General features: G+C 42.1%; 26 protein-coding genes. 9 read left to right on the top strand and 17 right to left on the bottom strand.

The genetic code is table 11. The annotated features are described in order from the left end of the window. Positions 1–356 precede the first annotated feature (356 nt). Positions 357–1,100, top strand: coding sequence for a pirin family protein (locus OM416_RS01990; RefSeq protein WP_264926502.1), 744 nt, complete (start codon positions 357–359; stop codon positions 1,098–1,100). Between the two features lie 27 nt (positions 1,101–1,127). Next, positions 1,128–1,595, top strand: coding sequence for an SRPBCC family protein (locus OM416_RS01985; protein WP_145148031.1), 468 nt, complete (start codon positions 1,128–1,130; stop codon positions 1,593–1,595). 125 nt (positions 1,596–1,720) lie between these two features. On the opposite strand, the gene OM416_RS01980 is transcribed toward OM416_RS01985, so the two are convergent. Next, the gene (locus OM416_RS01980) at positions 1,721–2,200 is read right to left on the bottom strand and encodes a GyrI-like domain-containing protein (protein WP_264926499.1); all 480 of its coding nucleotides are present in this window, start codon (positions 2,198–2,200) and stop codon (positions 1,721–1,723) included. Positions 2,201–2,306: 106 nt separating this feature from the next. On the opposite strand from OM416_RS01980, the gene OM416_RS01975 reads away from it, so the two are divergent. Then, positions 2,307–3,269, top strand: a complete 963-nt coding sequence (locus OM416_RS01975; RefSeq protein ID WP_264926497.1) for a helix-turn-helix transcriptional regulator — start codon at positions 2,307–2,309, stop codon at positions 3,267–3,269. An 84-nt stretch (positions 3,270–3,353) separates the two neighbouring features. Here OM416_RS01975 and OM416_RS01970 read toward each other — a convergent pair whose 3' ends face one another. The 3 genes from OM416_RS01970 to OM416_RS01960 form a co-directional block, all read right to left on the bottom strand. Continuing rightward, a complete protein-coding gene (locus OM416_RS01970; RefSeq protein ID WP_264926495.1) occupies positions 3,354–4,583 on the bottom strand; it encodes a multidrug effflux MFS transporter in 1,230 nt (409 codons plus the stop codon). A gap of 166 nt (positions 4,584–4,749) precedes the next feature. After that, on the bottom strand, positions 4,750–5,382 hold the full coding sequence (locus OM416_RS01965) for a nitroreductase family protein (protein WP_264926493.1): 633 nt from the start codon (positions 5,380–5,382) through the stop codon (positions 4,750–4,752). Positions 5,383–5,424: 42 nt separating this feature from the next. Continuing rightward, a complete protein-coding gene (locus tag OM416_RS01960; RefSeq protein WP_264926491.1) occupies positions 5,425–6,018 on the bottom strand; it encodes a TetR/AcrR family transcriptional regulator in 594 nt (197 codons plus the stop codon). 126 nt (positions 6,019–6,144) lie between these two features. Here OM416_RS01960 and OM416_RS01955 point away from each other — a divergent pair, with 126 nt between their 5' ends. Continuing rightward, positions 6,145–7,326, top strand: coding sequence for an MFS transporter (locus tag OM416_RS01955; protein ID WP_264926489.1), 1,182 nt, complete (start codon positions 6,145–6,147; stop codon positions 7,324–7,326). A 145-nt stretch (positions 7,327–7,471) separates the two neighbouring features. On the opposite strand, the gene OM416_RS01950 is transcribed toward OM416_RS01955, so the two are convergent. The 4 genes from OM416_RS01950 to OM416_RS01935 form a co-directional block, all read right to left on the bottom strand. Then, positions 7,472–7,981, bottom strand: coding sequence for a nucleotide disphospho-sugar-binding domain-containing protein (locus OM416_RS01950; RefSeq protein WP_319951884.1), 510 nt, complete (start codon positions 7,979–7,981; stop codon positions 7,472–7,474). Between the two features lie 98 nt (positions 7,982–8,079). Then, a complete protein-coding gene (locus tag OM416_RS01945) occupies positions 8,080–8,439 on the bottom strand; it encodes a HesB/IscA family protein (protein ID WP_264926487.1) in 360 nt (119 codons plus the stop codon). Further along, a complete protein-coding gene (locus OM416_RS01940) occupies positions 8,429–8,764 on the bottom strand; it encodes a winged helix-turn-helix transcriptional regulator (protein ID WP_264926484.1) in 336 nt (111 codons plus the stop codon). The genes OM416_RS01945 and OM416_RS01940 overlap by 11 nt, the downstream gene beginning before the upstream one ends. 24 nt (positions 8,765–8,788) lie before the next feature. Continuing rightward, complete coding sequence (locus OM416_RS01935; RefSeq protein ID WP_264926482.1) at positions 8,789–10,147, bottom strand: MFS transporter; 1,359 nt, start codon at positions 10,145–10,147, stop codon at positions 8,789–8,791. A 166-nt stretch (positions 10,148–10,313) separates the two neighbouring features. Between OM416_RS01935 and OM416_RS01930 the strand changes: the two genes are divergently transcribed. Then, positions 10,314–10,973: a helix-turn-helix transcriptional regulator gene (locus OM416_RS01930; protein WP_264926480.1), complete on the top strand. Its 660-nt coding sequence runs from the start codon at positions 10,314–10,316 to the stop codon at positions 10,971–10,973. A 68-nt stretch (positions 10,974–11,041) separates the two neighbouring features. Here OM416_RS01930 and OM416_RS01925 read toward each other — a convergent pair whose 3' ends face one another. Then, entirely contained in the window at positions 11,042–12,019 is a 978-nt protein-coding gene (locus OM416_RS01925) for an alpha/beta hydrolase (RefSeq protein ID WP_264926477.1), read from the bottom strand. A 168-nt stretch (positions 12,020–12,187) separates the two neighbouring features. On the opposite strand from OM416_RS01925, the gene OM416_RS01920 reads away from it, so the two are divergent. After that, positions 12,188–12,751: a TetR-like C-terminal domain-containing protein gene (locus OM416_RS01920; protein WP_264926476.1), complete on the top strand. Its 564-nt coding sequence runs from the start codon at positions 12,188–12,190 to the stop codon at positions 12,749–12,751. Positions 12,752–12,844: 93 nt separating this feature from the next. On the opposite strand, the gene OM416_RS01915 is transcribed toward OM416_RS01920, so the two are convergent. From OM416_RS01915 to OM416_RS01895, 5 genes are all read right to left on the bottom strand, one after another. Next, on the bottom strand, positions 12,845–14,230 hold the full coding sequence (locus tag OM416_RS01915; RefSeq protein ID WP_264926474.1) for a glycoside hydrolase family 1 protein: 1,386 nt from the start codon (positions 14,228–14,230) through the stop codon (positions 12,845–12,847). Further along, on the bottom strand, positions 14,230–16,155 hold the full coding sequence (locus OM416_RS01910; RefSeq protein WP_264926472.1) for a beta-glucoside-specific PTS transporter subunit IIABC: 1,926 nt from the start codon (positions 16,153–16,155) through the stop codon (positions 14,230–14,232). The genes OM416_RS01915 and OM416_RS01910 overlap by 1 nt, the downstream gene beginning before the upstream one ends. 184 nt (positions 16,156–16,339) lie before the next feature. Beyond that, entirely contained in the window at positions 16,340–16,549 is a 210-nt protein-coding gene (locus tag OM416_RS01905; protein ID WP_264926470.1) for a CAT RNA binding domain-containing protein, read from the bottom strand. 193 nt (positions 16,550–16,742) lie between these two features. Beyond that, entirely contained in the window at positions 16,743–17,762 is a 1,020-nt protein-coding gene (locus OM416_RS01900; protein ID WP_264926469.1) for a Gfo/Idh/MocA family oxidoreductase, read from the bottom strand. A 227-nt stretch (positions 17,763–17,989) separates the two neighbouring features. Next, a complete protein-coding gene (locus OM416_RS01895; protein WP_264926466.1) occupies positions 17,990–19,015 on the bottom strand; it encodes a hypothetical protein in 1,026 nt (341 codons plus the stop codon). 151 nt (positions 19,016–19,166) lie between these two features. Between OM416_RS01895 and OM416_RS01890 the strand changes: the two genes are divergently transcribed. Further along, positions 19,167–19,568, top strand: a complete 402-nt coding sequence (locus tag OM416_RS01890; RefSeq protein ID WP_264926464.1) for a VOC family protein — start codon at positions 19,167–19,169, stop codon at positions 19,566–19,568. Between the two features lie 29 nt (positions 19,569–19,597). On the opposite strand, the gene OM416_RS01885 is transcribed toward OM416_RS01890, so the two are convergent. Then, complete coding sequence (locus OM416_RS01885) at positions 19,598–20,776, bottom strand: MFS transporter (RefSeq protein ID WP_264926462.1); 1,179 nt, start codon at positions 20,774–20,776, stop codon at positions 19,598–19,600. Further along, positions 20,766–21,605 (bottom strand): SDR family NAD(P)-dependent oxidoreductase, encoded by an 840-nt coding sequence (locus OM416_RS01880; RefSeq protein WP_264926460.1) that lies wholly within the window; start codon positions 21,603–21,605, stop codon positions 20,766–20,768. Before OM416_RS01880 ends, OM416_RS01885 begins: the two co-directional genes overlap by 11 nt. A 157-nt stretch (positions 21,606–21,762) precedes the next feature. Between OM416_RS01880 and OM416_RS01875 the strand changes: the two genes are divergently transcribed. After that, positions 21,763–22,650 (top strand): LysR family transcriptional regulator, encoded by an 888-nt coding sequence (locus OM416_RS01875; protein WP_264926458.1) that lies wholly within the window; start codon positions 21,763–21,765, stop codon positions 22,648–22,650. Between the two features lie 37 nt (positions 22,651–22,687). Here the strand turns inward: OM416_RS01875 and OM416_RS01870 are convergent, their stop codons facing one another. After that, on the bottom strand, positions 22,688–23,584 hold the full coding sequence (locus tag OM416_RS01870) for an AraC family transcriptional regulator (protein WP_264926457.1): 897 nt from the start codon (positions 23,582–23,584) through the stop codon (positions 22,688–22,690). A 154-nt stretch (positions 23,585–23,738) separates the two neighbouring features. Between OM416_RS01870 and OM416_RS01865 the strand changes: the two genes are divergently transcribed. Then, complete coding sequence (locus OM416_RS01865; RefSeq protein WP_264926455.1) at positions 23,739–24,671, top strand: DMT family transporter; 933 nt, start codon at positions 23,739–23,741, stop codon at positions 24,669–24,671. Positions 24,672–24,809: the final 138 nt, after the last annotated feature.

The raw sequence follows: 24,809 nt of genomic DNA, 5'->3' as shown, positions 1-24,809 counted from the left end.
CCACTTTCATAAATTTCTAGTTAGTATCTTTCTTGATTTTATGTAGAATCCAATCCAACGTACTTAGCGTCAACGTTACATTAGTGTGTTTTCAATAATTTAGCTATTGTAGCACTATTTTTTGGCAACAGCAAAAGAAAGGAAACTTAGAAATTTCCCAAATCGAAATAAAGGTTGCCAACCACTTAATAATCCATTACACTAATTAAGTGGTTGGCAACTTAATTTTAGAGAGCGTTTATGTGAAATAACTCTGTGCCCATGACGCTCAATATGAACTGTGGCGAGCTAAGTACCCTTTTCTATACACAGATAGCATCTATGGAATTGTTTTACACAATCAAGGAGGAGTTTAAATGCAAATATTCAAAGCTGATCAAGCACATCGAATCGACCAAGGGAAATTTCAAATTACTTTGTTGCGTCCGGGATTAATATGGGGAGATCCTTCATTGGAAGATTATGCTTTTGGCCCTTTAAGCAGGATTGATCACGCAACTCTTGGACCTGGAACGCTTGTAAGAATGCATGAACATAGTAATGATGAGATTTTTAGTTATATGTGGAAAGGAAAAATGCTTCATGAAGATTCAACAGGACATCGAATTGAAGTATCTCCCAACCATCTAATGATGATGAATGCTGGGAAAAGTATACATCATGAGGAATCCACTCCAGATAGTAGTGTTGAAATGCTACAAATCTTTATTCGACCGGAAGAGACTGATCTTCCTTCAAACGTTCAATTCTATGAGCGATCTGTCATCCCTGCTAACGGAGAATGGACGTTACTTGCAGGACCGAAAGAAATGAAGGCTCCGCTGGAGCTTCGACAACAAGTAGCGGTTTATGATGCTCATGCTAAAGCGGGGACTATGTTGCAGCCTCCTATCATAGAGGGCATGGAGCCTTGGCTATATGTAATGGATGGAAGCATTTCAATTAAGGACATTGCCATAAATAAAGGGGACGCGGTAACGTACTCGCCTTCCGAAATGTCTACAATGCTTATTCATAAAGATGCTTCGCTTGTGCTCTTCCTCGTCAAACTTGATGCTCCAATGACGCTGGCCGGACAATTTAGCGGTAGAAAACGATAAATTCATCAAAAAATAGGAGTGATATCAATGTTTACTGTATCGAGTAGTATCCCTGTCAACAATAGCACGAATAATGAGCCCTTTTTGAATCGAAATCAAGTATGGACAGGTCTTGTTATGAAAGCAGAAGATGCAACCCGTTTTGTAGGTGCGATAACTGAATGCAGAGTAATAGAACAGGACGATAGATCTCTACTGCGTGAAGTCGTACTGTACGGAGAGAAAATGCATGAACGAGTTAATTTTTTCCCTGAACAGATGATCGTCTTTGAACCACTAGGTGGGCCAACTAAAGGGTTTATTAAAAACGAAATCGAAGAAGATGAACATGGTAACTTATCTGTGAGATTTACCTTTACCTTCGAACTAAGAAGTGGAGAACAAGATAAAGCAGCTGAGAAAGAGTTCTCAAGTAAGATGGAAAAGAGTTATATAGAAGCGGTAGAGACAACCCTTTCCACGATAAGACAGATGGTTACAGCGGGAAAACTATAAAGAAGTTGTGTAGGTAAGAGTGGCGTACTCCTGAGCACGCCACTCTTACCTACCAACAGAGGATACATCAAATTAGCGACTTTCAATCAACGATATACGACGTACTCTCCAGTCTCCCCTTCTCGTTAGTTCCTTACAACAGGAATCCACATTTCACCATATACGATACCGTTTCTCTCCCCCATTTCAACCGTTGTATTTGGTCCACCAACATAGGCATAATCCTTTTCTGTCGGTAGGGCTTGACCAAAGGCAATGCCCGTTAGCATATTGCTTAACGCATCAGCTGTCTCTGCTTCGCCCTTCACAACCAGGTATTCTCCCCTAGGAAATTGGATGACTCTCGTTGCTTCTGGCAAAGTTTCTTCTGTCATGACACCAGCATAATGCATCATCTTGTTATTCACTGCTTCGTTTACAGCAAAAATGTACTCGTTTGTTGCTAGGGACTTTAATTTGTCCAGGCTTCCATCCTCTTTCACCGTGGACCAAAAATCCGCCTTCTCCTTGCTGATGCCAACATAGTCTGTATAGTCGCTCTTAAGATCTGTTCCAATACCTAACACGATAAAGCTCTCTTTTTCTTCAAAATGATAATTACTCATGGTTTACACCGTCCTCTTTAGTTTATCAATTGATTTGTCTTTTCACTTGATGGGTTTATAATAACCTTAAATCATGTCAAAAATTGATACTGTTTAGGGGGGCACCATGAAAAAAGTTGAACGCATTAATATCATCACGCGATATATCAATAACCGTGCCCACTTTACCATTTCTGAAATCATGCGAGAATTTAACATTTCTCGTTCAACGGCTATTCGAGATATCAGAGAAATTGAAGCCATGGGAATGCCGCTTGTCGCTGAAGTTGGTCGGGATGGCGGATATTTTGTCATGAACAATTCTCTCTTACCCACTGTCCGGTTTACCGATAATGAAATCAAAGCGCTATTTATTGCCTTTATGGCAACAAGAAATCAACAGCTTCCTTATCTGAAGAGTCGTCAATCTTTAGCTGAAAAATTATTGGGTCTTATCTCCGAAAATCAGCAAGATGACCTGGTACATTTGAATCAAATATTGCTTTTTGAAGGCACCAATCCCCATAATCCAGACTTGCTTGATCTGTCAGACCTGCCCCACCCTACCTTGGAAAAACTCATCCAAATTCTTCTCTTAGAGAATTATTTGTTAGTTACTGTCCAAGAAGAGAAGGAAACAAAGTCCTATCCCATGGTGCTCTTGCACCTTCATCATCAAAAAGGCCATTGGATCATTGAAGGTTATGACTTAGAGGAAGAAAAGAGACGTATCGTATCTGTCGACAACGTCACTCATGTAGAAGTATACCCGACGAAAAAAAGGTTGAGTCCTAAAAAGATTATAGAGCAACTAAGTACACAGGAAGAAGTTATCAATCTTGTGCTGGAACTTGGTCCAAAGGCGATTACCCAATTCAAAAAATACCATCCTCTGAAGTTTACAATTGCCTATACGAATCCGTACCAAACTACAGCCGTGCTAAAGACATATATGAATGTTCATAATTCAGAAGAATTAACCGAAATCACCAATTGGTTGCTGTTCCTAGGTGAAGATCTCAAGGTTAAGGAGATTCCGGAAGAAGTCCAGAATGCTGTACAAGAGAGATTAAACTTATTCTGCCCTTAAACCAAAAAAAGCCGCTATGCTAGCGACTTCTAATGGGATCATGTTCATGTCTCACGCCAATGCTTGTCCAGCTGTTCCTTCTATTTAGAAGTCAGCATTAGATTGGGCATGATTAGGTGTATGTTGCGGGACGTTTTTAACGAGTAGGAAATAAGTAACAATTGCAATGATACTGGTCATTAATAAAGTGAGTCCTAACGGGACGGCAGTGTCCTCACCTGCAATACCGACCAGAGGCGCGACCAATGCACCCAGAAGAAAAGGAACGACTCCGAGCAGTGCTGCTGCACTTCCGGCCATCTTGGCTTGACTCTCCATAGCAAGCGGGAATGCCGCTGTAGACGTAATGCCGATCGAGCAAACAAAGAAGAACAATGGAATGACCAAAGCGAAAAGTGGACCATGAGCCAGAGTTACCACCAAAGCAGCCACACTTGCTATTATAGCAAGCCATAGACCAGATAATAGAAGGGTCTGCTCAGGTATGCGTTTTGCCAATCGACCCACGATTTGAGATCCGATGATTAAGCTGATTCCGTTTGAAGCAAACAATATAGCAAATACAGTGGGTGTAACGCCATATATATTTTGGTAAATAAATGGTGTTCCGGCCACATAAGCAAAGACCCCTGCCGTCATGATTCCCTGTGCCAGCATGTAGCCTACAAACTTACGGTCACGCAGAAGCATTCTGTAATTCCCCAATTGTTGTTTGAAGTCGGGAACCATACGTTTTTCTACGGGGTGTGTTTCTTTTAAACTCCACTTTGTCATGATTAATAAGAAAATCCCCAGGAATGAAAGGCAGATAAACACGCCAATCCATGTCGTGAATGAAAGAACCCCACTTCCTGCAATCGGTGCTGCCAAAGGCCCCAAATTCCCTACAAGTAAAAGCAAAGAGAAAAATTTGGTGAGTTCATGTCCACTGTACAGATCTCTAGCTATCGCACGGGAAATGACAATTCCAGCTGAAGCCGCAAATCCTTGTGTGAAACGAAACAAAATCAATAGTCCGATATTCGGAGCAAAAGCACATGCCAAGGAACAAATAATATAAGCTGCCATACAGATCAACAATGGTCTACGTCTACCGTACGCGTCACTCAAAGGACCCATAACAAGTTGTCCTACACCTAGTCCTAATAAACAAGCAGTAAGACTAAATTGTACAAGTGATGCTGTTGTATTCATATTTTGTGCAATCTCCGGAAATGCCGGTAAATACATATCGATCGTGAATGGACCTAATGTAGAAAATAAACCAAGGAGTATTGCCAGTCCAAAAACACTCCAATTTGTACTCTTCGTCATGTTAAATAAATCTCCAATTCTTTATATAATTTTCAAGCCTATTCGAAGTATAAGACATAGAGTTGACTGTAGGTCAAGTCTTGAGACTATTAAAACAAAAAAAGCCGCTAAAATAGCGACTTTCATTGGTACTATAGTCGAGGCATTTTTTCGAGTGAAAATTCTGTTATTTCCACTCTGTAATTTGGCTGATCGGAAGACGAACAGGCGGGCGCGCATCTGAAGCTGCCTTGCCGATTGAAATGAGCAGTATTGGAACATATCGTTCTGGATCTAATCCCAACACTGCTGCAATCTTCTCTTTGTTAAAGCCAGACATTGGATTTGTCGCATAACCATGAGCATGTGCCGTAAGCATAAACTGCATAGAGACAAGTCCGCCATCCAGCAACACAGACTCTTTTTTCTTATCCGTCGAAAATTGATTATACATAGGTACAACCATAGCCAGCATCTTATCTTTAATTTCCTGCGTTATATAGCCAAGATCAGCGGTTTCCTTGTAAATCTCTTCTGCGCTGTCAACAAAATTCAGATCACCAAAGACGGCGATAACCGCTGACGAAGTATTAATTTGTGAAAAGTTGAAAGGCGCAATTTCGAGCAGGTCTTCCTTACCTTGGTCACTTTCAATAACAACAAATCGCCAAGGCTGTAAATTGAATGCTGACGGTGCCAAAGCAGCATCTTCGAGCATTTCAATAATTTCTTCCCGACTAATTTTAAAATATGGATCGTATTTCTTTATCGTACGACGGCCATGTAAAACCTCACTAAAATCTTTTGTTAATGCAGTCATTCTTGTATTCCTTCTTCCCGTAGTCTGTTTAAGCTATGCAAATCATTGCTTATTAACAGCAAGTAGCTGATCAATGATCCCGTTCAAAGCATTTTTTCTCTCCAGATATTCTTGTTCATTCCAGGTAAACACACCACGATCAAGCCAAAATGCAGCACCTACCAAAAGAAACTCCGCTTTAAGCTCAGGTTGTTGAGCAAGAAACTCTCCCTCTTCTGCCCCCTGCTGAACGATTTTTTTGATATAGGGAATCAATGCATTAATTTCGATAACAATCCATTTTTGATGCAAAGTACTGTTACTTTCCTTATGAAGATATTCAAATACATCCTCATCATGTTCGTCAGGGGTTGCATCCATAAAAATACGAATGAGTTTTTCTCGCGCGTTGAGCTCGCTATCTTCAACTAAATGATGTATTGCTTCCAAACGAGATGCTAGTGTTCGTTCACAAGCAGCATGAAGTACATCTTCTTTGGATTGAAAATAATTGTAGAAAGTTCCTTGTGAAACACCAACTTTTCTTACGATTTCACTGACGGATGTATCTTCGTAGCCCTTCGAGTTGAATAATTCCATAGCCACAGTCAGTATTTCATTTTTTCGTTCCTGGGGATTCTTGCTTACACGTGTCATTGTCAGATCTCCTTTGTCACTCCTTTATATTAGTTTAAATGTACAACTTGACTAACTGTCAGTCAATGTTATAAGCTCAATATACAATATGACTGACAGTCAGTCAATATAATTTGGAGGTGTTTTATGAACAAACGACGATTGCTCTTCATCTTGGGAATTTCTGCCGCTATTGTATCACTTGCTCAAAGCCTGTACATTCCTTTGCTACCTGATCTGCAACAAGATCTAAATACGTCATTACATTTAGTAAATCTGACGGTTACTTTATTCACTGTGGCCATGGCAACCATGCAAATCATACTTGGCCCCATTGTTGATCGTAATGGACGTAAGAAAATTCTAGTCCCGGGTATAATTATTTACGTAATTGCTACTATAGGATGCATGTTTTCAGGTTCAATAGAAATGTTACTCATTTTTCGAGTCATTCAAGGAATAGGCGCATCATCTGTTCCATTAGTAGCTGCTACAATGATCGGAGATGTTTTTGAGGGTAAAGAGCGTGCCGAAAGTATGGCTACATATCAGATGATCCTTGGAATTTCACCAGCAGTTGGTCCGCTCATCGGTGGCATTATCGGTAGTCAATTCGGTTACACGGGTACGTTTGGTTTTGCAGCAGTCAGTGCTCTTCTCATCCTGATAGCAGCCATATTTATATTACCTGAGACAAAACCGGTCAACATAAAACCAACAGGAACAAGACTAGGTTTAAAAGCATTTGGAAAAATTCTAGGAAATAAAACCGGCGTTGTAGTTCTTTTGAGTGGTTTTATCATGTATGATGTCTTTTACACATTCATCGTATTTTTACCTACAATATTACAAACGAAGTATGCTTTAGGCGCTGCAAGCATTGGATTTTTCTCCCTCGCCCTCATGATATTCAATCTTGTTGGAAGTAAAATGAGTGGAAGTTTACAAACCCGTATAGGTTCAGTTCGAACACTCTTCTGGGCCGGTATAATGACCATTGTGAGTCTTGTGATTTTTATTTTTGCTGCAGATTACTCTCTAATTGGTTTGCTTCTCTCTCTGATGCTTACTGGATTTGTTATGGGACTTGCAACACCTGTGATGCCAACCCTCTTGTCCTCAGAATTTGTTGAAGAGCGTGCTACGGCAATGGGTGTCTATAACTTTGTTCGTTATCTTGGTATGGCTACTGCTCCACTAATTGGGAGTTTTTTGTATCCTTTAGGCAATATCCAACTTTTGATCGGGATAACAGCTCTTCTGGTTGTAATGGTCGTATTCGCAACAAACCGTTTACTACCAATTAAAAAGGCCGAGGTGACGAACTAGACTCACTGATCATGGATCAGAGGCATTATCTATTTCGTACAGCTTGGTTATAAGTTCACAGAAGATCATTCAACGTTAAAAAATAGACGACCCTGGATTAACAGGATCGTCTATTTTCAATGCCTAAATGAAGCTGGCTGCGTTATCAAAACTCATTAAGTACTCCTCCTGAACCCATACGATTCATGATCATTTCAGCAGCTCGCTTGTAACCGCTAGCCTGCCTTAAAGATTCACCAATGAGATAAGCCTGCCGTCTATATTGCGAATTGTGTAGTACTTCTGTTAATGCCTCTCTCAAATCAGTTGCACTGAGGTTATGTTTATTTAAAGTAATCCCCGCGCCCAACTCCTGTACCCGATTGGCGACAAGAGGCTGATCCGATGTTAACGGAATCATTACCATCGGAACGTTGTAATATAAAGCCTCACTCGTGCTGTTCATTCCAGCATGTGTAATAAAAACATCTGTATGCTGCAGCATGTCTAACTGTGTGATGTAGGGCTTGACGATAAAATTAGGAGGAATCTGATCCGCCAGTGCCTCCATGTCTGTGTATTTTCCTGAAGATAGAACAACATTCACGGGTAGATCCCCTAATGCTTCAAAGCAAAGCTGATAGAAGTCCAAGTTTTTATTTAAGATCGTACCCATAGCAATGTACACGGTTTGCGGATATCGTTCACAAAGCAGTTCTCTCTACTTTGTGAAGATATATGTTTAAAAAGTGGAATCGTGCTCAATCCTTCCGTTTAATCACATTTTTTCACTTCGCCACGATAGTTGGCCATTCTGAAACTGGCCCCGCATCCACACGAAACTTTGGCATTTGGATTATTCATGGTGAATCCGCCTAACATTCCGCTCTCTTCATAGTCAATTTCAAGGCCATCAATATATGGAATACTATTGGTGTGAACCAATATTCTGAATTGCTTTTTAGTTAACACAATGTCTTCTTCTGACTGCTGTTCGTCCACGATAAGGGTATAAGATAAACCACTGCATCCCCCTTCATCAACGCCTACTCTAAGGAAGGCATTTTGGATATCCGCACTTGATAAGATCTCAACGATTTTGTCCGATGCTGTATCACTGACCTCAATGATCATTTTTATTCCTCCCGGTGGTATCATTTTGAAATTTGGTATCCCAGTCCATTAGACAAGGTATGAATGCTGCAAGAGCAGCTCCTTTTGGCGTAAGTTCATAAATAATTTGTGTAGGGCGTGTCCGTATTGTTCTTTTGACCAAATGATCATGTTGAAGACCCTTTAAACGTCTGGAGAGGATCATTTCGGAAATGGAAGGAATGTTATCGCAAATTTCACCGAATTTCTTCGGACCTTGAGAAAGAGTGCATAAAATATGGATGGTCCATTTCGTTCCGATGATGCGATAAGCTGTAAATAGTTTATTCGGATCTTCAGTGAACAATGGTCTGTACACCCACTTTCATATTCATCTGCGTGGTGAGATCCGAGTGCTGGCAATGATACTCATGACGATCAACAAGAGATGGAACCCCATGGCTACAATTAAGCCGGATTGAAGTGACATACCGCCAGCCTGACACACTACAAGGATGGAACCACCAATACCGATCACTACCCCCGGTGTAAATGAATCTGCAAATTGCAGATTGGCAGAGGTCTGGCCTACGCCTTCCTCCCCCGTTTGGGAAAATGCGACAACACCGCTAATCGGATGCGCCAATCCAATACCGACTCCTGCAATGATCTGACCAATGACTGCAATGGTAACTGTCACAACAGGTACCCAAAATACGATGGCAATCCCTATGGCAAGCAGCCCTACCCCGAGAATAATTCTCATATGACGTCCACGGCCCTGATCTGCCGCATCCCACCGTCCTTGCAGATACGCAATGATACACCAACTTAATGCAGCACTCGCGACAATTAATCCGGCCTGTGAAGGTGTAATTCCTTTCACGTCGATTAGAGCTAATACCAGGAAATTCTGTGTGCTGGTATAGGCAGCGAAGAACAACCCACGTGTTGCCAGAATTGCTGGCATACCTCTTCGCAACGTAAGTGTTCCCTTCGGTAGCAATTTACGGAGCGGAAATAACATCAATACTAGGCCAATTACGACTAAAACAAATCCCATAATGCTCGGAAGCATACTTAAACCAACCAGGAAAATCCCTGTACCTAACGTTAAGAGTAGCGCCATCCAAGTGGATGAAGATCCGGTATCCCCTCCCGTCTTCTGCACTTTCAATTTCCTAAAGGCAGGTAAACTAAGCAATGCTGAAACCACCAGCACGGGTAAGATCCCCCAGAAAACAAAGCGCCAGGACCACTGATCTGCGATAAGACCGGCTACATATGGACCAAGCATGGACGGAAGAACATAGGCTGTACCGAATGCTCCAAGAATTTTGGCACGTAACTCATCCGGGTAACTTAAGGATATAGCCGTATACACACAAGTCATCATAGCTCCGGCACCCAAACCCTGCAGGGCCCGTGATCCTATCATGGTATACATGTCGCCTGCGGTTGCGGCAGCGATCAGCCCTACAATAAACAACAGAAGTGCATAAGTGAACGGTGCTGCAGGTCCTCTTTTATCAATGATCCGACCGACGACCAGCGTCCCGATAATCTGCGCAAGCAGATACGTACTGAATATCCACCCGAACAGGCTAAGGCCGTTCAAGTCTCCAGCAATCGAAGGAGCAATGGTGGTGACGGATAGACCTTCGAATCCAACGGCCATCACTGACAAAATGATTCCTATGGACAGTGCAAAAAAACGCGGGCTGAAAATACTTTGATGATTAGACGACATGAAATGTGACCTCCAAGAAAATTGGTATGTATACATCGTATCCGGATACTTAGTAAACATTTTTGTTTATAATGTCTAAGCTACAGTTCGACTTTGACTTTGTCAACATTTTTGTTTAAAATGTAGGGAGTGATGTAGATTCAATTGCTTCAAAAGGAGGTGCACCATGAGCGGAAATCAAACCAAAAAGGATGCCTCGACCAGTACCCGGAGAGCGATCATTGATCTCTTAAAGGAGCGCGGGGGAATGGATGTTGTGGCACTCTCCACTCAGTTTTCGTTATCCGGAATGGCTATTCGGCAACATTTGAATGCTCTAAAAGAAGAAGGATTGGTTACAACTGTGGATGAGGCACGTCCCATGGGTCGACCTACCAAGCTATGGATATTAACTCCTGCGGCTAATCGTTTTTTCCCAAGTGGATATTCGGATTTATCCGTTAGCCTCATCAATTCGATGAAAGAAGCTTTTGGTATTGAAGGGCTGGACAAGCTGCTGGATGTGCGAAATAAAAATATGCAAGAACAATATCTTCAGCATCTTGGCGATGCATCGGAAGTTAGAGAGAGATTGGAGAAATTGGCTGAGATTCGTACCAATGAGGGTTATATGGCTGAGGTTAAGGAGCAGGATGATGGCAGTCTCCTACTCATTGAGAAGCATTGCCCCATCTGTGAAGCGGCTGCGGTATGTACCGGACTATGCAAGAATGAATTACATTTATTCAAAACGGTTCTAGGCGATAATGTTCATATTGAACGGGGAGAATACATTTTAGCCGGCGGAAGAAACTGCGTATACACCGTTACGCAAAATAAACCATGACCAAAAGAGCAACCTCATTGGAGATTGCTCTTTTGGTTTATTTCCATTCCAGACATACATCCCTCTATTCAAGTGTGATGCTGTTCGGCAAAATAATGCGCTACTGCATACTTGTAAGATTTCATTAAGAATGAAGTAGCTTCCTGGCTTACCTCGGCTTTGGGATTAATGATATCAAATCCATGGTAACAGCCTTTATATAACGTGAATTCAACGGGAATGCCGGCTTCTTTTAATTGCTTAACGTATTCGATCGTTTCATCCCGGAAGGGTTCCACATCACCGACGAAAGTGACTGTGGGTGGAAGGTTACTATAATCGGTAGCTCTTGCAGCTGAAGCATAAGGAGATACCTCTTTTCCGTAATTCTCTCCGAGGTACAGCTTCCAAGCCCATGCATTCATGTCAGAGTTCCATATGGGGGCATTATTATCTTGGGCTGATTCAGTGATCATTCTGTCATCGATCATGGGGTACAGCGGCATTTGAAATGCGATATTCACTTCCCCCTGATCTCTCGCATAGAGAGTAAGAGCTGCGGTTAACCCTCCTCCTGCACTTTCCCCACCTACCATGAGTTGATTGCTCCGAATTCCGAGCTCCTTAGCATGTTGCTTCATCCACAGAAGAGCGTCATAGCTATCCTCTAACGCTGCTGGATACGGTGCTTCAATAGATAAACGATAATCCGGCGCGATAATAACACAATTACTTGTATCCATTAACTTTTGGTACATGTTTTCGAACAGTTCTGGTATTCCCTGTGCGTAGCCTCCTCCATGTAACCAAAGGATACCCGGAAGGTTTTCTTGGATATGATGAGGTCTATAGATAAGCATACGCTGTTTAGATCCGTCTTTACGTTCAATCCATTCTTCCCGACAGTGCATCCCTTCCAGATGCTTCCCTTTTCGTTTTTCAATTTGTTTTTTTCTTTTGAGCATATCTTTTAAGAATCGGTCTTCACTTGATGAACTCATTAAGATGTTCAAAATCCTGCCTTTCAGACGTAATTCTTTATCTATCATTGCATAGGTTACTTTCATTAATTATTCCTCCAAAAGCTAATAATCTGTTACTCTGGTTATAGTATATGTACACACTGTTCGATAAACAACAGGCAGTTCGATAACAAATGATAGTTAACGAACGAAACAACGAATGGTGTCTGTTAGCTCGATGATTTTGCATCATTAGGAGGGTAATTAAGGGGAATGCAAGAAGACCGCAGAATTCAATATAGCAAAATGGTATTAAGAGAAAGTCTCTTAGCACTTATGAAAGAGCGTCCAATTAACAAAATTACCGTGACTGACTTATGCAGACAAGCGAATCTTAATCGTAATACGTTCTATATGCACTATCATTCTCCAGTTCATTTGCTTTCAAGCATTGAAGAATCATTTTTTGCGGTTATTAAGGAGCTTATAGAACGTTCTATACTGGATGATGTACATGTTAAAAGTTCATTCGTTGAAATCTGCGAACATATTGCTGATAACAGTGACCTGTGTACCATCCTGTTCTCTGATCACGGGAATGGAGATTATTTGGAACGGGTGATCTATATTTTGCATGATCGAAGTATTGAAGTATGGAAGGAACAAATGCCTCACATGAATGTGAATACGCTTGAATCATACTATTCATTCATTTCAAGCGGCAGTGCAGCAGTCGTTAAAAATTGGATTAAACATGGAATGAAGGAAACTCCGCAAGAAATAGCTCAATTTATTGAGAAAGTAAGCCGTTGGGTGGAACATTCATTTGTGCAATAGTGAATCTAAACAAAACAAACGACCGTTTTCCGGAAGTATTCCAGAGAACGGTCGTAACCACATGATCATTTCGTTCATTCATTCATTTATTCATTACAGGTCTTCTCCATTACTGGAAATAACCTCTCTAAACCAGTTGTAACTTTTCTTCTTGTAACGCTTCAAATCTCTCAGATCTGTTTCGGTGCGATCGACATAAATAAACCCGTAACGCTTCTTCATTTCACCTTGTGAGCTTAATATATCGATAGGTCCCCATGTGAGAAAGCCCATCAGATCTACGCCGTCCTGAGAAACTGCTAGTCTGAGTTGCTCAATATGTTCGCGAAAATAGGCTATGCGATAATCGTCTAGCACCGTATCATTCTCATCCAGCTCTTCTTTGACGCCAATTCCACACTCTATGGTGAATACCGGTAACTTATAGTTGTCATATATCTCTTTGACCGTAAGCCGCAGACCAACCGGATCAATAGCCCAGCCCCATTCGCTTGTTTTCAAATATGCATTGTTTAGTGATTTCCCTCCAAGAAAAAAGTCCCAAATGGATTCGATAGTCACTTCCATACCACTCTGAATCGTTAAGGATTGATAGTAACTGTGAGCCAGAAAGTCCATCTTGCCCTCTTTCAAATAAGAGAGATCGCCCTCCTGAAAGGGCGGTGTTACCTCATTCAAGTGCCATTCATGCAGTTGATCTGCCGGATACTCTCCATTCGCAAATACATCTAACATCCGGTAATTATATCTGCGATTCGCTTTCTGAGCGGTTAGTACATCTTCCGGTTTACTGGTCGCCGGGTAAAAGGGTGCAAAATTAACCATGCCCCCTACCATGGCGTGTGGTGCATACTCCCGTGCGATGTTTCGTACTGCTGCCGAAGCCATGAACATATGATGTTGCACCGCTGCGACCGTATGTTGCGTGTGTGATTGCGGGATAACCTCTTCCAGATTCTTCATCTGGATGGACACGGCTGCATTCTGTTCGTTAAAAGGAATATAATATTTCACGCGTGTACCGAAGCGCTTGATCACGATTTGAGCGTAGGCTTTGAAGGCCTCGAATATTTGCCGTGACTGCCAACCTCCATATTTATTCGCCAGAGTAAGCGGCATATCAAAGTGGTACAAGCAAACTACGGGTTCGATGTTATATTTTAATAACTCATCTATGACACGATCATAAAATTGCAACCCCGCTTCGTTCACAATCCCCTCTCCGTCCGGCAAAATGCGGGCCCAGCTGAGCGAAAATCGATAAGCTGTAAAGCCCATGCCTGCCAACAGAGCAATGTCCTCTTTGTAACGGTGATAAAAATCAATGGCTACTTTCCAATCCGAAGCGGTCTCGGCATTGCTTTTCATCTGACTCGCATCGTACACGGTAAGACCTTTGCCATCTTCATCCCAAGCTCCCTCCACTTGCATGCTGGAAACTGAACCGCCCCACATAAATCCGTTTTTAAATACGCTCATTAGTTCACGACCTTAAGCAAATCATCATGATACATGACACTTGTTTTCTCCGTTTCAATGACATCCAGGTAATCACTCGAGTTGGTCACAATAACAGGTGTGATTAGACTGAATCCAGCTTCTTTAATCTCATTCATGTCGAATTCCAATAGAAGTTCTCCTTGTTTAACGGCTTCTCCCTGTTTCACTTTGGGTGTGAAATGTTTCCCTTTCAACTTGACCGTGTCCTTTCCGACATGAATAAGAATTTCAATGCCGTGTGCACTTGTTATGCCAATGGCGTGACCGGATGGGAACACATTCGTTAGCACACCGTCGATAGGTGAGTATACTTTGCCTTCAGTGGGCTCAATGGCTACCCCCTTACCAAGCGCACCGCTGGAGAATGCCTCATCCTTTACATCGCTTAGAGCAATAATGTTACCTTTCATCGGACTTTGTACGATGTCATGCTTAACTGCTACCTCGTTGCCAGCACTTTCTTTTCCATCGCTATCTTGATTGCTGTTCGTTTGCTGAGGATCTTTAAATCCACGGAAGAACGTCAGCAGGAATCCTAGACCAAAGCTCACAATAGAGCCAAGAATCATGCCATAGAATCCGCTGTCTATTCCTTCTGGTCCAATAAAGCTTGGAAAAGCAACGATTCCCATACCACCAACCATATATGCTTTGGTTCCCATTAGGCCGGTAATACCACCGCCGACAGCTGCTGCAATACATCCCATAATAAACGGTCTTTTGAGTGGTAACGTAATCCCGTAAATTGCAGGCTCTGACACTCCGAAGATACCCGAGATAATGGCAGGAATGGACAAGGATTTCAATTTCTTGTTTTTGGTTTTAATTAAAATGGCCAGTACCACACCGACTTGTGAGAATACAGTAAGCACGGAAGCGGTAATGATCATTGGATCGTACTTCAGTATGGCAAGATTGTTGAAAGCAATCGGTACTAATCCCCACTGTACGCCAAAAATAGTAAACACCTGCCAGAATCCATTGAGCAAAGTTGTTGCGATTACCGGACTCAAGTTATAGAGGAACATCGTTCCTGCCCCGAGCAATTGACCTGCCCAAGTCGCAGCCGGCCCGATTGCGATCAGTGCCACTGGCACAACCACCAGCAATGTAGAGAATGGAACAAAGAAGTTACTGATAACGTTCGGAATAATTCGCTTGAAAACCCTTTCAACTTTTGAAGCAACATACGTCGCAATGATAATTGGAATGACACTGGATGCATAATTCATCAGAATAACCGGAATCCCCAAGAAGGACAGATACACAGACGATTCAATCACAGACCCACCAAATATGGTGTACAGCGGTTGGCCTGTTGAGGTCAGACTTGAGAAGCTTGGATACACCAGACAAGTACCTATCGCCATTCCGATGAAAATGTTAGCATTAAACTTCTTCGCTGACGTATATCCCAGGAAGATCGGGAAGAAGTAGAATAGGCAATCACCTATCGCGCTCAGCACTTGATGGGTTCCTGATGTTGTACTGAGCCATCCGACAGCTACGAGGAGAGCAGTTAGCCCTTTGATCATTCCGGTTGCTCCCAAGATGCCAAGCACCGGGGTGAACACGCCGGAAACTACATCGATAAAGGTGTTGAAAATGTTCGTTTTTTCTTTGGTGGACTCTCCAGATGACTGTTCGGAGTCCAGTTGAAGTCCGCCTATAGCCACAACATCAGCATAAACCTGAGGAACATGGTTGCCAATTACGACTTGATATTGTCCTCCACTTTGCATTACGGTGATGATGCCGTCCATATTTTTCAGGACATCGGTGTTTGCCTTACCCTCATTTTTCAGTTTGAACCTCAGACGAGTTACACAATGCGCCAGGCTTTCTACGTTCTCTTTTCCACCAACATGATGAATAATGTCTTTTGCCAATTCCTCATACTTCATGAGTGATCATCCTTCCAACATTGGATATAAATAAAAAGGCAAGACCATAGGAACAAAGCGGAAAACGCCTTGTCCAATGAGTCTCGCCTGCATGACCAGTAACAATCCCAGATTTTATTCAATTGATTTTCGTGTGATTCTTTCGATGTGAATCGTGAGATATAATTGATCTTCATCTGTTAATTCAGTATTCAGATATTTCTCGTTTTTCAACATGCACTTTTTCTGATGTTTCTTTGGGTTTCAGAATGAATAGTTTTTCGATCAGGTTTTCATCTAGTGTGTCTCCTACACTTTTCTTGAATCCAACGCCTTTACCCATAACTACAAACTCTTCCCGGAGCGCATCTTTAGCTACAATGGCGTTATTGTTAAAGATTTTTTGGATGATCATCCAATGCCTCCCTTCATCAAGTATAAGACTCTCAAAATGTTGTGTTTTAGGTGGGAGCAGTCATTTCTTGGCGATCATACATCTGTTAAACTTTATAGCAAGCGCTTTCTTTTCTTTGTTAAAAGTGTTCCCCCCACGGACATATTGAGATCCGTAGGGAGTATATAATCTCCTTGGGTAGGTCCAGCCTATCTTAGCGGCAGGCTTCAATCCCTTTTTCAAGGATTTCCATAACAGCTAACGTTTCTTCGTCTTTGACGACTTTCTCCTTGCCATGGATGATGGCTTGATAGAGAGCGTCATACACACGGGTATAATCTCCTTTTTCGGAAACGACTTTCTCCTCATGGTACACACCCTCATCATCCATGTACGTTAAGGTCCCATAATGTTGTGGCAGGTCGATTCCGAAGTCAGGATGACCCTTAGGCAAGTGGAATAACTTTAGATGCTCTTCCTGACGATCTTCCGTTTCTTTGACAAACACCCCTTTTTTACCATAAACGATCGCACATGGCCGAGGTTTTAAACGGAAGAAACTCGATTTAATAGATACTTTTAACGTTCCATAATACAGATCGAGGTCAAAGTAATCATTCATTCTGCCTTCGCCCAGCAACTGACGGACATCATAATGAACTCGTTCCGGCTTACCATAATAGGATATGGCTTGATCAAGCGTGTGGCTGGCATGTCCGTACAGATAACTGTTGTATTTGGAAAAATGGTTGGTGTTGTTTGGGATTTCAGGACGGTAGTAATCATAATGCATTTCTACTTCCAGTAACTCTCCAAGCTTTCCGGATTCAATTACCTTTTGTGTGGTCAGGAAGTTCGAATCATAACGTCTGTTTTGAAAACATTCGACAATTAGATTTCTCTCCTTGGCGTACTGGAAAATGTCTTCAGCTTGCTTCTTGTCCAACATGAAGGGTTTCTCAACAAGCACATTTTTACCGTGATCCAGTGCTGTCTTGGCATAATCAAAGTGTGATTCTGGATGCGTACATACAACAACCAGCTGAATCTCATCGTCATTCATCAAGACATCAAGATCACTCGTGTATTTTACATCCGGTACTCGATCCCATTCCGTTTTATCCAGGTTACGGGCATATATTGTTTTTACCATCACATGATCGTGGTTCAACGCGAAAGGAAGATGATATCGATTTGTGCTCTTGCCATTGCCAATGTATCCAACTGTAAGCATTTGAGTTCCCCCTTATATCTTTTTTGTTATTATACGAGAAAAAATGGACGTGTGAAGTCAGGACGGACAAAAAGGTCTAATTGATCAATATTCATTCAAATGAAGGGCTATTTTCAAACAAAATGTTCAATCCATGTATAAAACACGAAAAAAAGCCGCTAAAATAGCGACTTTCCATCGAACCATTTTTTTATACTCCGATAACTGAGTATGTAGTCATGTCATGTTTACATTAGGATTTTTGACAAATGCACCAGTCCCGTGGAAGGTATTCTTTCTTCCTCAGCAATATTCTCATAGAGAAGGTGCTCTTTTCCTAAATCGATCATTCGTTTACGCATGGCCGCAATACGTCCTTTGCTGTGATCGATATAACGGAAATCCACCTGGCGAAGACTTTGCATTTCGGTCAAACGTTCGAAAGCTTCCACCTTGATCCCCTTATGTATCTCTTTCAAGACCAGTACCTCTAATTGATCCGCAGTCCACAGGTTATCGATCTTCTGTAATGATTTCATGAAATCCAGTTCTAGCTGACGGAGATTGTTCATCCCTGAAAAGTCACACAATCGCTCGATCTTAGGTAATGATAGATGTAGATAGACTAGATTTTGCAGCGCCCCCAGTGCATCAATCTGGGTTAGATTACGGACCGAGGATAATCTCAGCATACGGATATTCGATTCAGCCAGCACCTCAAGTGAACCATTCAATGTACATTGATCGATAGCCAAATACTCGATGAACGGCAGGTCCACAACAAAATCAAGCTGATCAATGGCACAATTTAAAACAAGCGTACGTAGGCGAATACAGTCCTCGATTGGTGAGAGATCCGAATATTTCCCGCTAAGTGCGAGATAGTCTAAGGTTTTAAAGTTGCGGATGAAATCCAAATTTTGAATTTTGGGCGAGCGAATGGTGAGAAACGCCATCCTTTTCATCGCACCGAGTATACTCAGATCTTGTGGTTGCTTGAGATCCAGCTGCAAAGCGGTGACATGCTTTAATGTGGCGAGTATCTCCAGAAATTCTTCAGTATAACGCCCCTTCATGTCGGTATTAGAAATAGATAGAATCAGATCCGGGCGTTTGGCAAACACATGTTCATCCAGTTGACGTAGATTATGCATCTCATCCAGCCCAACAACAAAATTTATCGTAGCGCGGTTTCGCAATTGCGTAATAGCGTTCTTCATTTTTTCCTCATCCCACGGAACACCACTCATTGAAGCAGCCCAAGGTTCGCTCATCCACCATCGCCATCCTTTCAAATTATCCCTCACTTAGGTAAGTTAGGTAAGCGTTATGGTTATTATATAGAGAACACTCTCAGGGTTCAAACCCTGCTAGAAGTAGAGTATAGTAAACGTAGTTGAAAGTATATACTAGGAGGCTGCAGCCATGTCACAAAAAATCTGGATGAACCTACCAGTGAAAGATGTTGTGAAATCCACTACCTTTTTCAATGCGATTGGATTCCATGGGGAGAATGTTGGCAACGAGAGAGCCCAGCTTGTCATAGGCTCAACGACGATTCTACTATTTCCGGACGCAACATTTGAGAAATTTACAGGTGCCAAAACCGCAGATACTTCTCATAGTGCAGAAGTGATATTTTCCATTGGTGCTGATAGCAGAGAAGAAGTGGATGCATTTATTCAAAAAGTAGAGATTGCTGGAGGAACCATCTTTGGCAAGCCGGGTGAAATAGACGGCTGGATGTATGGTGCAGGATTTGCTGACCTGGACGGTCACCGCTGGAACCTGTTGTACATGGACGAGAGCAAAATGCCGAAAGACTAATTAAAACGCCTGTCACTACGTTCGTCTGCTTATCCTTCGACATTTGAACTCTTTATTCGACCAGTCATGGAGATTCTGAAGTAATTCGTTACAATACTAAATATTAGAAATACGATTCCTCCAACTACAATATATTGTGTACTTATTCCAGTTAAGATTAGTCCACATACACTAGCGCCAAGTGTTGTTCCCAGGTTGGAAGAGGTTAGAAAGATCCCATTCGACAATTCGGGTGCCTCTGGTGCTGCAGATACCACCCAATATTGAGTAATGTTGCCCCCTATGCCTCCTAAGATTCCCCAAATGAAAATAAGGAAGGCTGTTGGCACGCTGAATTGTCCGAAGGTGAACAGCAAGATGTAAACCGCAATTAGTGCAATTGGATACATCTTGACTGTTCTTAACGGGTGATTAGCGAGCAGTTTCCCTGCCAGCATGTTCCCAACCATATTGGCCAAGCCATATAGAAATAACATCACACTGACGGTGTTCCAGTCATATCTGGTCACGGTTTTCAGAAACTCAGCAAGGTAACTATAGGCCCCAAATACGGCTCCGTTCATGAAGATCACACCAGCAATGGATAACCAAATCACGGATCTTCTCAATACATATAGGTGAGTACCGATCGAGATTCTTTTCGTAACTGGCATTGAGGGCACGAACAGAAGTGTTGCTACGAATGCGATGACTGTTACGGCGGCAAAGAACAACATCGCATAGAACAACGATGTGCTGGTAGCAATTAAGCTCGAAAGGGGTACTCCAAGCACCATGCCTGCCGACACGCCAACAAATACTTTAGCCACAGCCTTCGGCGCTTCTTCCTTGGGGACTGACGCCGCAGCGACGGTAAATGCCAATGAGCAATAGACAGGATGGAAAAAGGCCGGAACGACACGTGCAATGACTAATACTGTAAAGTTTGATGTGATGGCGGAGACCAGGCTTCCCACAATAAAAATACCAAGCACGAACAACATGACATGCTTGCGGTTCATGCCCGAAAATAATAAGGGCAAAATCGGACCAGATACAGCAACCGCAAGCGCAAAAAGACTCACAATTAAACCAGCGGTTGAGATGCTGACCTGGTAATGTTCTGCAATCAAAGGCAAGATTCCGATTACGCCCATTTCCGTATTTAATATACCGAATACACCAAAGGTCAGAATGAATACAAGCAGGTGGTTTCGTTTAGTTGTCATATGCCATGGATTTAGAGAGATCCCGGTAAGCATTGATCTCTGTCTTAAGATTAGCAATTTTCTGCTCTGCAATGTCGATCGCGTCGGCTCCTGCAATGAAGCGTTGCGGCGGTTGGGCCTCGTTTGCAATTTGAAGGAGAGCATTGGCAAGTTTTTTTGGATCTCCAGGCTGCTGCCCGTTCTGATTATTGAAAAATTCCAGATGACCAGCTCTCCGATCATCATAGTCCTCAATTGAGGGCTTAGCGAAAGTCGAGGATGTATCGGTAAGAAATTCTGTTCGGAAAAATCCGGGATTGACTATAGTCGTATAAATACCGAATGGAGCTACCTCAGGAGCCAGTGCCTCCATCCATCCCTCAAGCGCAAATTTCGCTGCACTATAGGCCGAATTAAACTCAAATCCTGAAATGCCAGCGCCCGAAGAGATCGAGATAACATGTCCTGAACGTTGGGTGCGCATCACAGGTAATATGGCCCGGGTAACGTGCATGGAACCAACCAATGCCACCTGTAGCTGATGTTCAATCTGGTCAGGGGTCAGTTCCTCGAAATACCCTCCACAGAAATGTGCCGCATTATTTACGAGTACATCGATCGCCCCGAACCGTTCAATTGCCGCCTTGACTGCGGAATGTGCATCTGCAGGCTGGCAAACATCTAATGGGACAACTATTACATTCTCGGAATCACCGATCGCACGAACCACCGCATCGGGATTCCGGCCGGTAGCCACAACCTTGTGTCCAGCATTTAAAGCAGCCTTCGCAATAGTTGTGCCCATACCTCGAACAGCGCCAGTAATAAACCATACCTTTGTCTTATCCATATCCTTCATTCCCTTCAGTTTCTTCTCTAGTTGCCACGCTCTTTAGTTTAGCGTTTATACATCACATAGCAAATACTCATATCTTATATCAAGATATGCTTAAAAGGCATTTCTGTTAGGTTTATTGTAGAATGTAAAGGATAAAGGAGGAGTTACGATGGAGATTAGAGTATTGCGTTATTTTCTTACGGTCGCGAGAGAAGGAAGTATTACACGCGCTGCTGATTTCTTGCATGTTACGCAGCCCACCTTGTCCAGACAATTGAAAGACCTTGAACAAGAGTTGGGAAAGAAATTATTTATTCGCAGTAGTTACAGTATTATTCTCACAGATGAAGGTATGCTTTTAAGAAATAGGGCTGAAGAAATTGTGGGTATGGTCGATAAATTAGAGGCAGAATTTGAATCCATGGAAGAAACCATAAGTGGAGATATTTATATAGGCGGTGGAGAAACGGAAGCCATGAAACAGATTGCAAGAGTGGCAAAAGAAGTTCAAAATAAATATCCCAATATACGCTATCACCTTTACAGTGGTAACGAAGATGATGTAACTGAGCGGCTTGACAAGGGACTCCTTGACTTCGGTATTCTAATCCAGCCAGCGGATGTCTCCAAATATAATTATATCAACTTCTCCGACAAGGATGTTTGGGGAGTGGTTATGAGAAAAGAAAGTCCACTCGCCTCCAAAGATACGATTCGATCTACAGACTTATTACATCTTCCACTGATCTGTTCACGACAGTCAATGAAGCAGACATTTTCGAAAAATGAATTTGCGGACTGGTTTGGTGAAGATTTTGACAAATTAAACGTCGTTACTACCTACAATCTTGCATATAATGCTGCCATTATGGTTGAAGAAGGCATTGGTTATGCATTAACACTTGATAAAATAGTGAATACGTCCAGTGAAAGCGACCTTTGTTTCAGACCCCTAGAGCCGAGACTTGAATCTGGCTTGAATATGGTTTGGAAAAAACATCAGGTCTTTTCGACTGCTGCGGATTTGTTTTTAAAAGAAATTCAGGCAAAATTTTAAAATTCGCTATAAACGTAAAAGAATATTCGTTTAGCGTTTATGCATGACTATCAGGGTATGGAGAGCACCGAAACTCTTTCGGTGTTTTTTCTTCGTGCTTTCTGAAAGACTGGATAAAGTGGTTCACGTGATTAAAGCCTACTTTTTCTGCAATCTCGGTTACTGTATCATTCGTCGATAATAAGCGATCTTTGCTCTTCTTGATTCGGTATTTGATCAAATACTCGTAAGGTGTCATGTGAGCCGTTTTCTTAAAACATCGGGTACACTCTGAAATGCTCAAATGTGCTACATCAGCAATCTCACGAAGCGTGACTGGATGAGCGTAATTTTGATGGATAAAACTGAGCATTAACTGTAATCTTTCCTGCTGACGCTTCTCGCTTCTTGGGGTTTCTCCGGGAGGAACTGAAATATTGGATATTAATACAAACCATAACTGTACTGTTTTAATTGAAATTTCATATTCCCATCCCCATTTTTTATCTGCATTAAACGTCTCCCTCATATCCCAAAGCATGTCTAATATCTGTGTTTCCCACTCCGAATCTTTTTTAATCACAAGCGAAACCAAAGAAGAATTGGTATAAGGCAGTACATAATTTTTTTCCATTGCACTGTCTACATGAAAGGCTAATAGCTTTTCGGGAAAGTTGAAACTAACATATTGACCATCATGCGTCAGCTCTGTTGTGATATGAAGAATTCTCTTGTTGATCAGGATCGCCTGACCCGTTTCCAATGTATGATCAATTCCGTTAATTTGAATAACCAGCTTACCTTTCGTGACTAATGTGATCTGTAGATCTTCGTGCCAATGCAGATCGTTGAACCCTCTGCCTTCGGGGATACTTGCATGACGTGTATGTGTGTACATGATATAGGGAAACGAAAGATCGGAATACAAAATATCCTCATAAAGTTGCTTCACCATGCTATGATGTTCCTTTCTTTGACGATATATCTATATTATATAGCGATTTAACTGCACGAAATTCACAAAAATAATGATATTATTATATCAAATCTTTGACTTATCACAATAGCCTGTGCACAGACGACCGGATAAGAACTTTGGAGGCTTATATGTGAAAGATAATAAATTGTCGCTGTTTTTTCATCCTTATGTATTGCTTTTTATCGCCATTTTGTCGGTATCCGTCTCTTCAATCATGATCAAATCTTCGGATACTCCGACCGCTATAGCCGGTATGTACAGGCTGTATATATCAGCCATTATTATGCTTCCGTTTATCCCTTGGAAAACGATTCGTTTCTTAAAAATGAATTCAAAGGATTGGAGCACCGTTTTTCTGGCTGGCCTGCTTCTTGGTCTATATTTCTTGTTCTGGATGGAATCGCTGGTGTATACTTCAGTGGCCAGTTCCATGGTCATTCTGGCGCTGCAACCTTTGTTTGTGATGATCGGGTCATACTTTATGTTTAAGGAAAGAGCAAGTATACCTACCGTGCTATGTTTGATTACCGCCCTATTCGGTTCGGTGATTATCGCCTGGGGAGATATTGGCGTGTCAAGAGAAGCTCTGATCGGAGACGGTCTGTCACTGATAGGAACCATACTGGTGTCGGCGTATATGCTGGTGGGACAGAAAGTGAGTCGAAAAATCGATGCGAATATATATAGTGTTGTTGTCTTTATTATTGGCGGAAGTGTCCTGCTGGTCTACAGTTTATGGAATAACCTTTCTTTAACCAATTACGAATCATCCGATTGGATGTACTTCCTACTACTTGCGATCATCCCCACCATTTTTGGTCAGTACATTTTCAATCTGCTGCTCAAATCCATTGGGGCAACAACGGTTTCTGTAGGTATTATCGGTGAACCTGTTCTGGCCATTATGCTGGCTTATCTACTGTTGGAAGAAACCATCTCTCCTTTTCAATTCATAGGCGGATTAATTACGTTGTCAGGCATGCTGATGTACTTTGGGCTGAAATCTTACCATACTGCACTGCCTAAGTTCCTGCGCTTTAATCGATTCAGAAAATTAGGATAATAAAGAAGTGCACCCCTCAGAATAGACATTGGAATCAACAACTGGTTTATCCGATGAAATTCTAGGGGTGCACTTCACTTTCTCTTGATTATCATATAAATGACAGGTTGGACAAGTTCTCGAAGTTTTCGATCAAGC

Origin of the sequence: Paenibacillus sp. LS1 (assembly GCF_026013365.1) — a bacterium.
GTDB lineage: Bacteria > Bacillota > Bacilli > Paenibacillales > Paenibacillaceae > Paenibacillus.
Note: the sequence above shows the minus strand (reverse complement) of the source record. Positions and strands in the feature narration are given on the sequence as shown.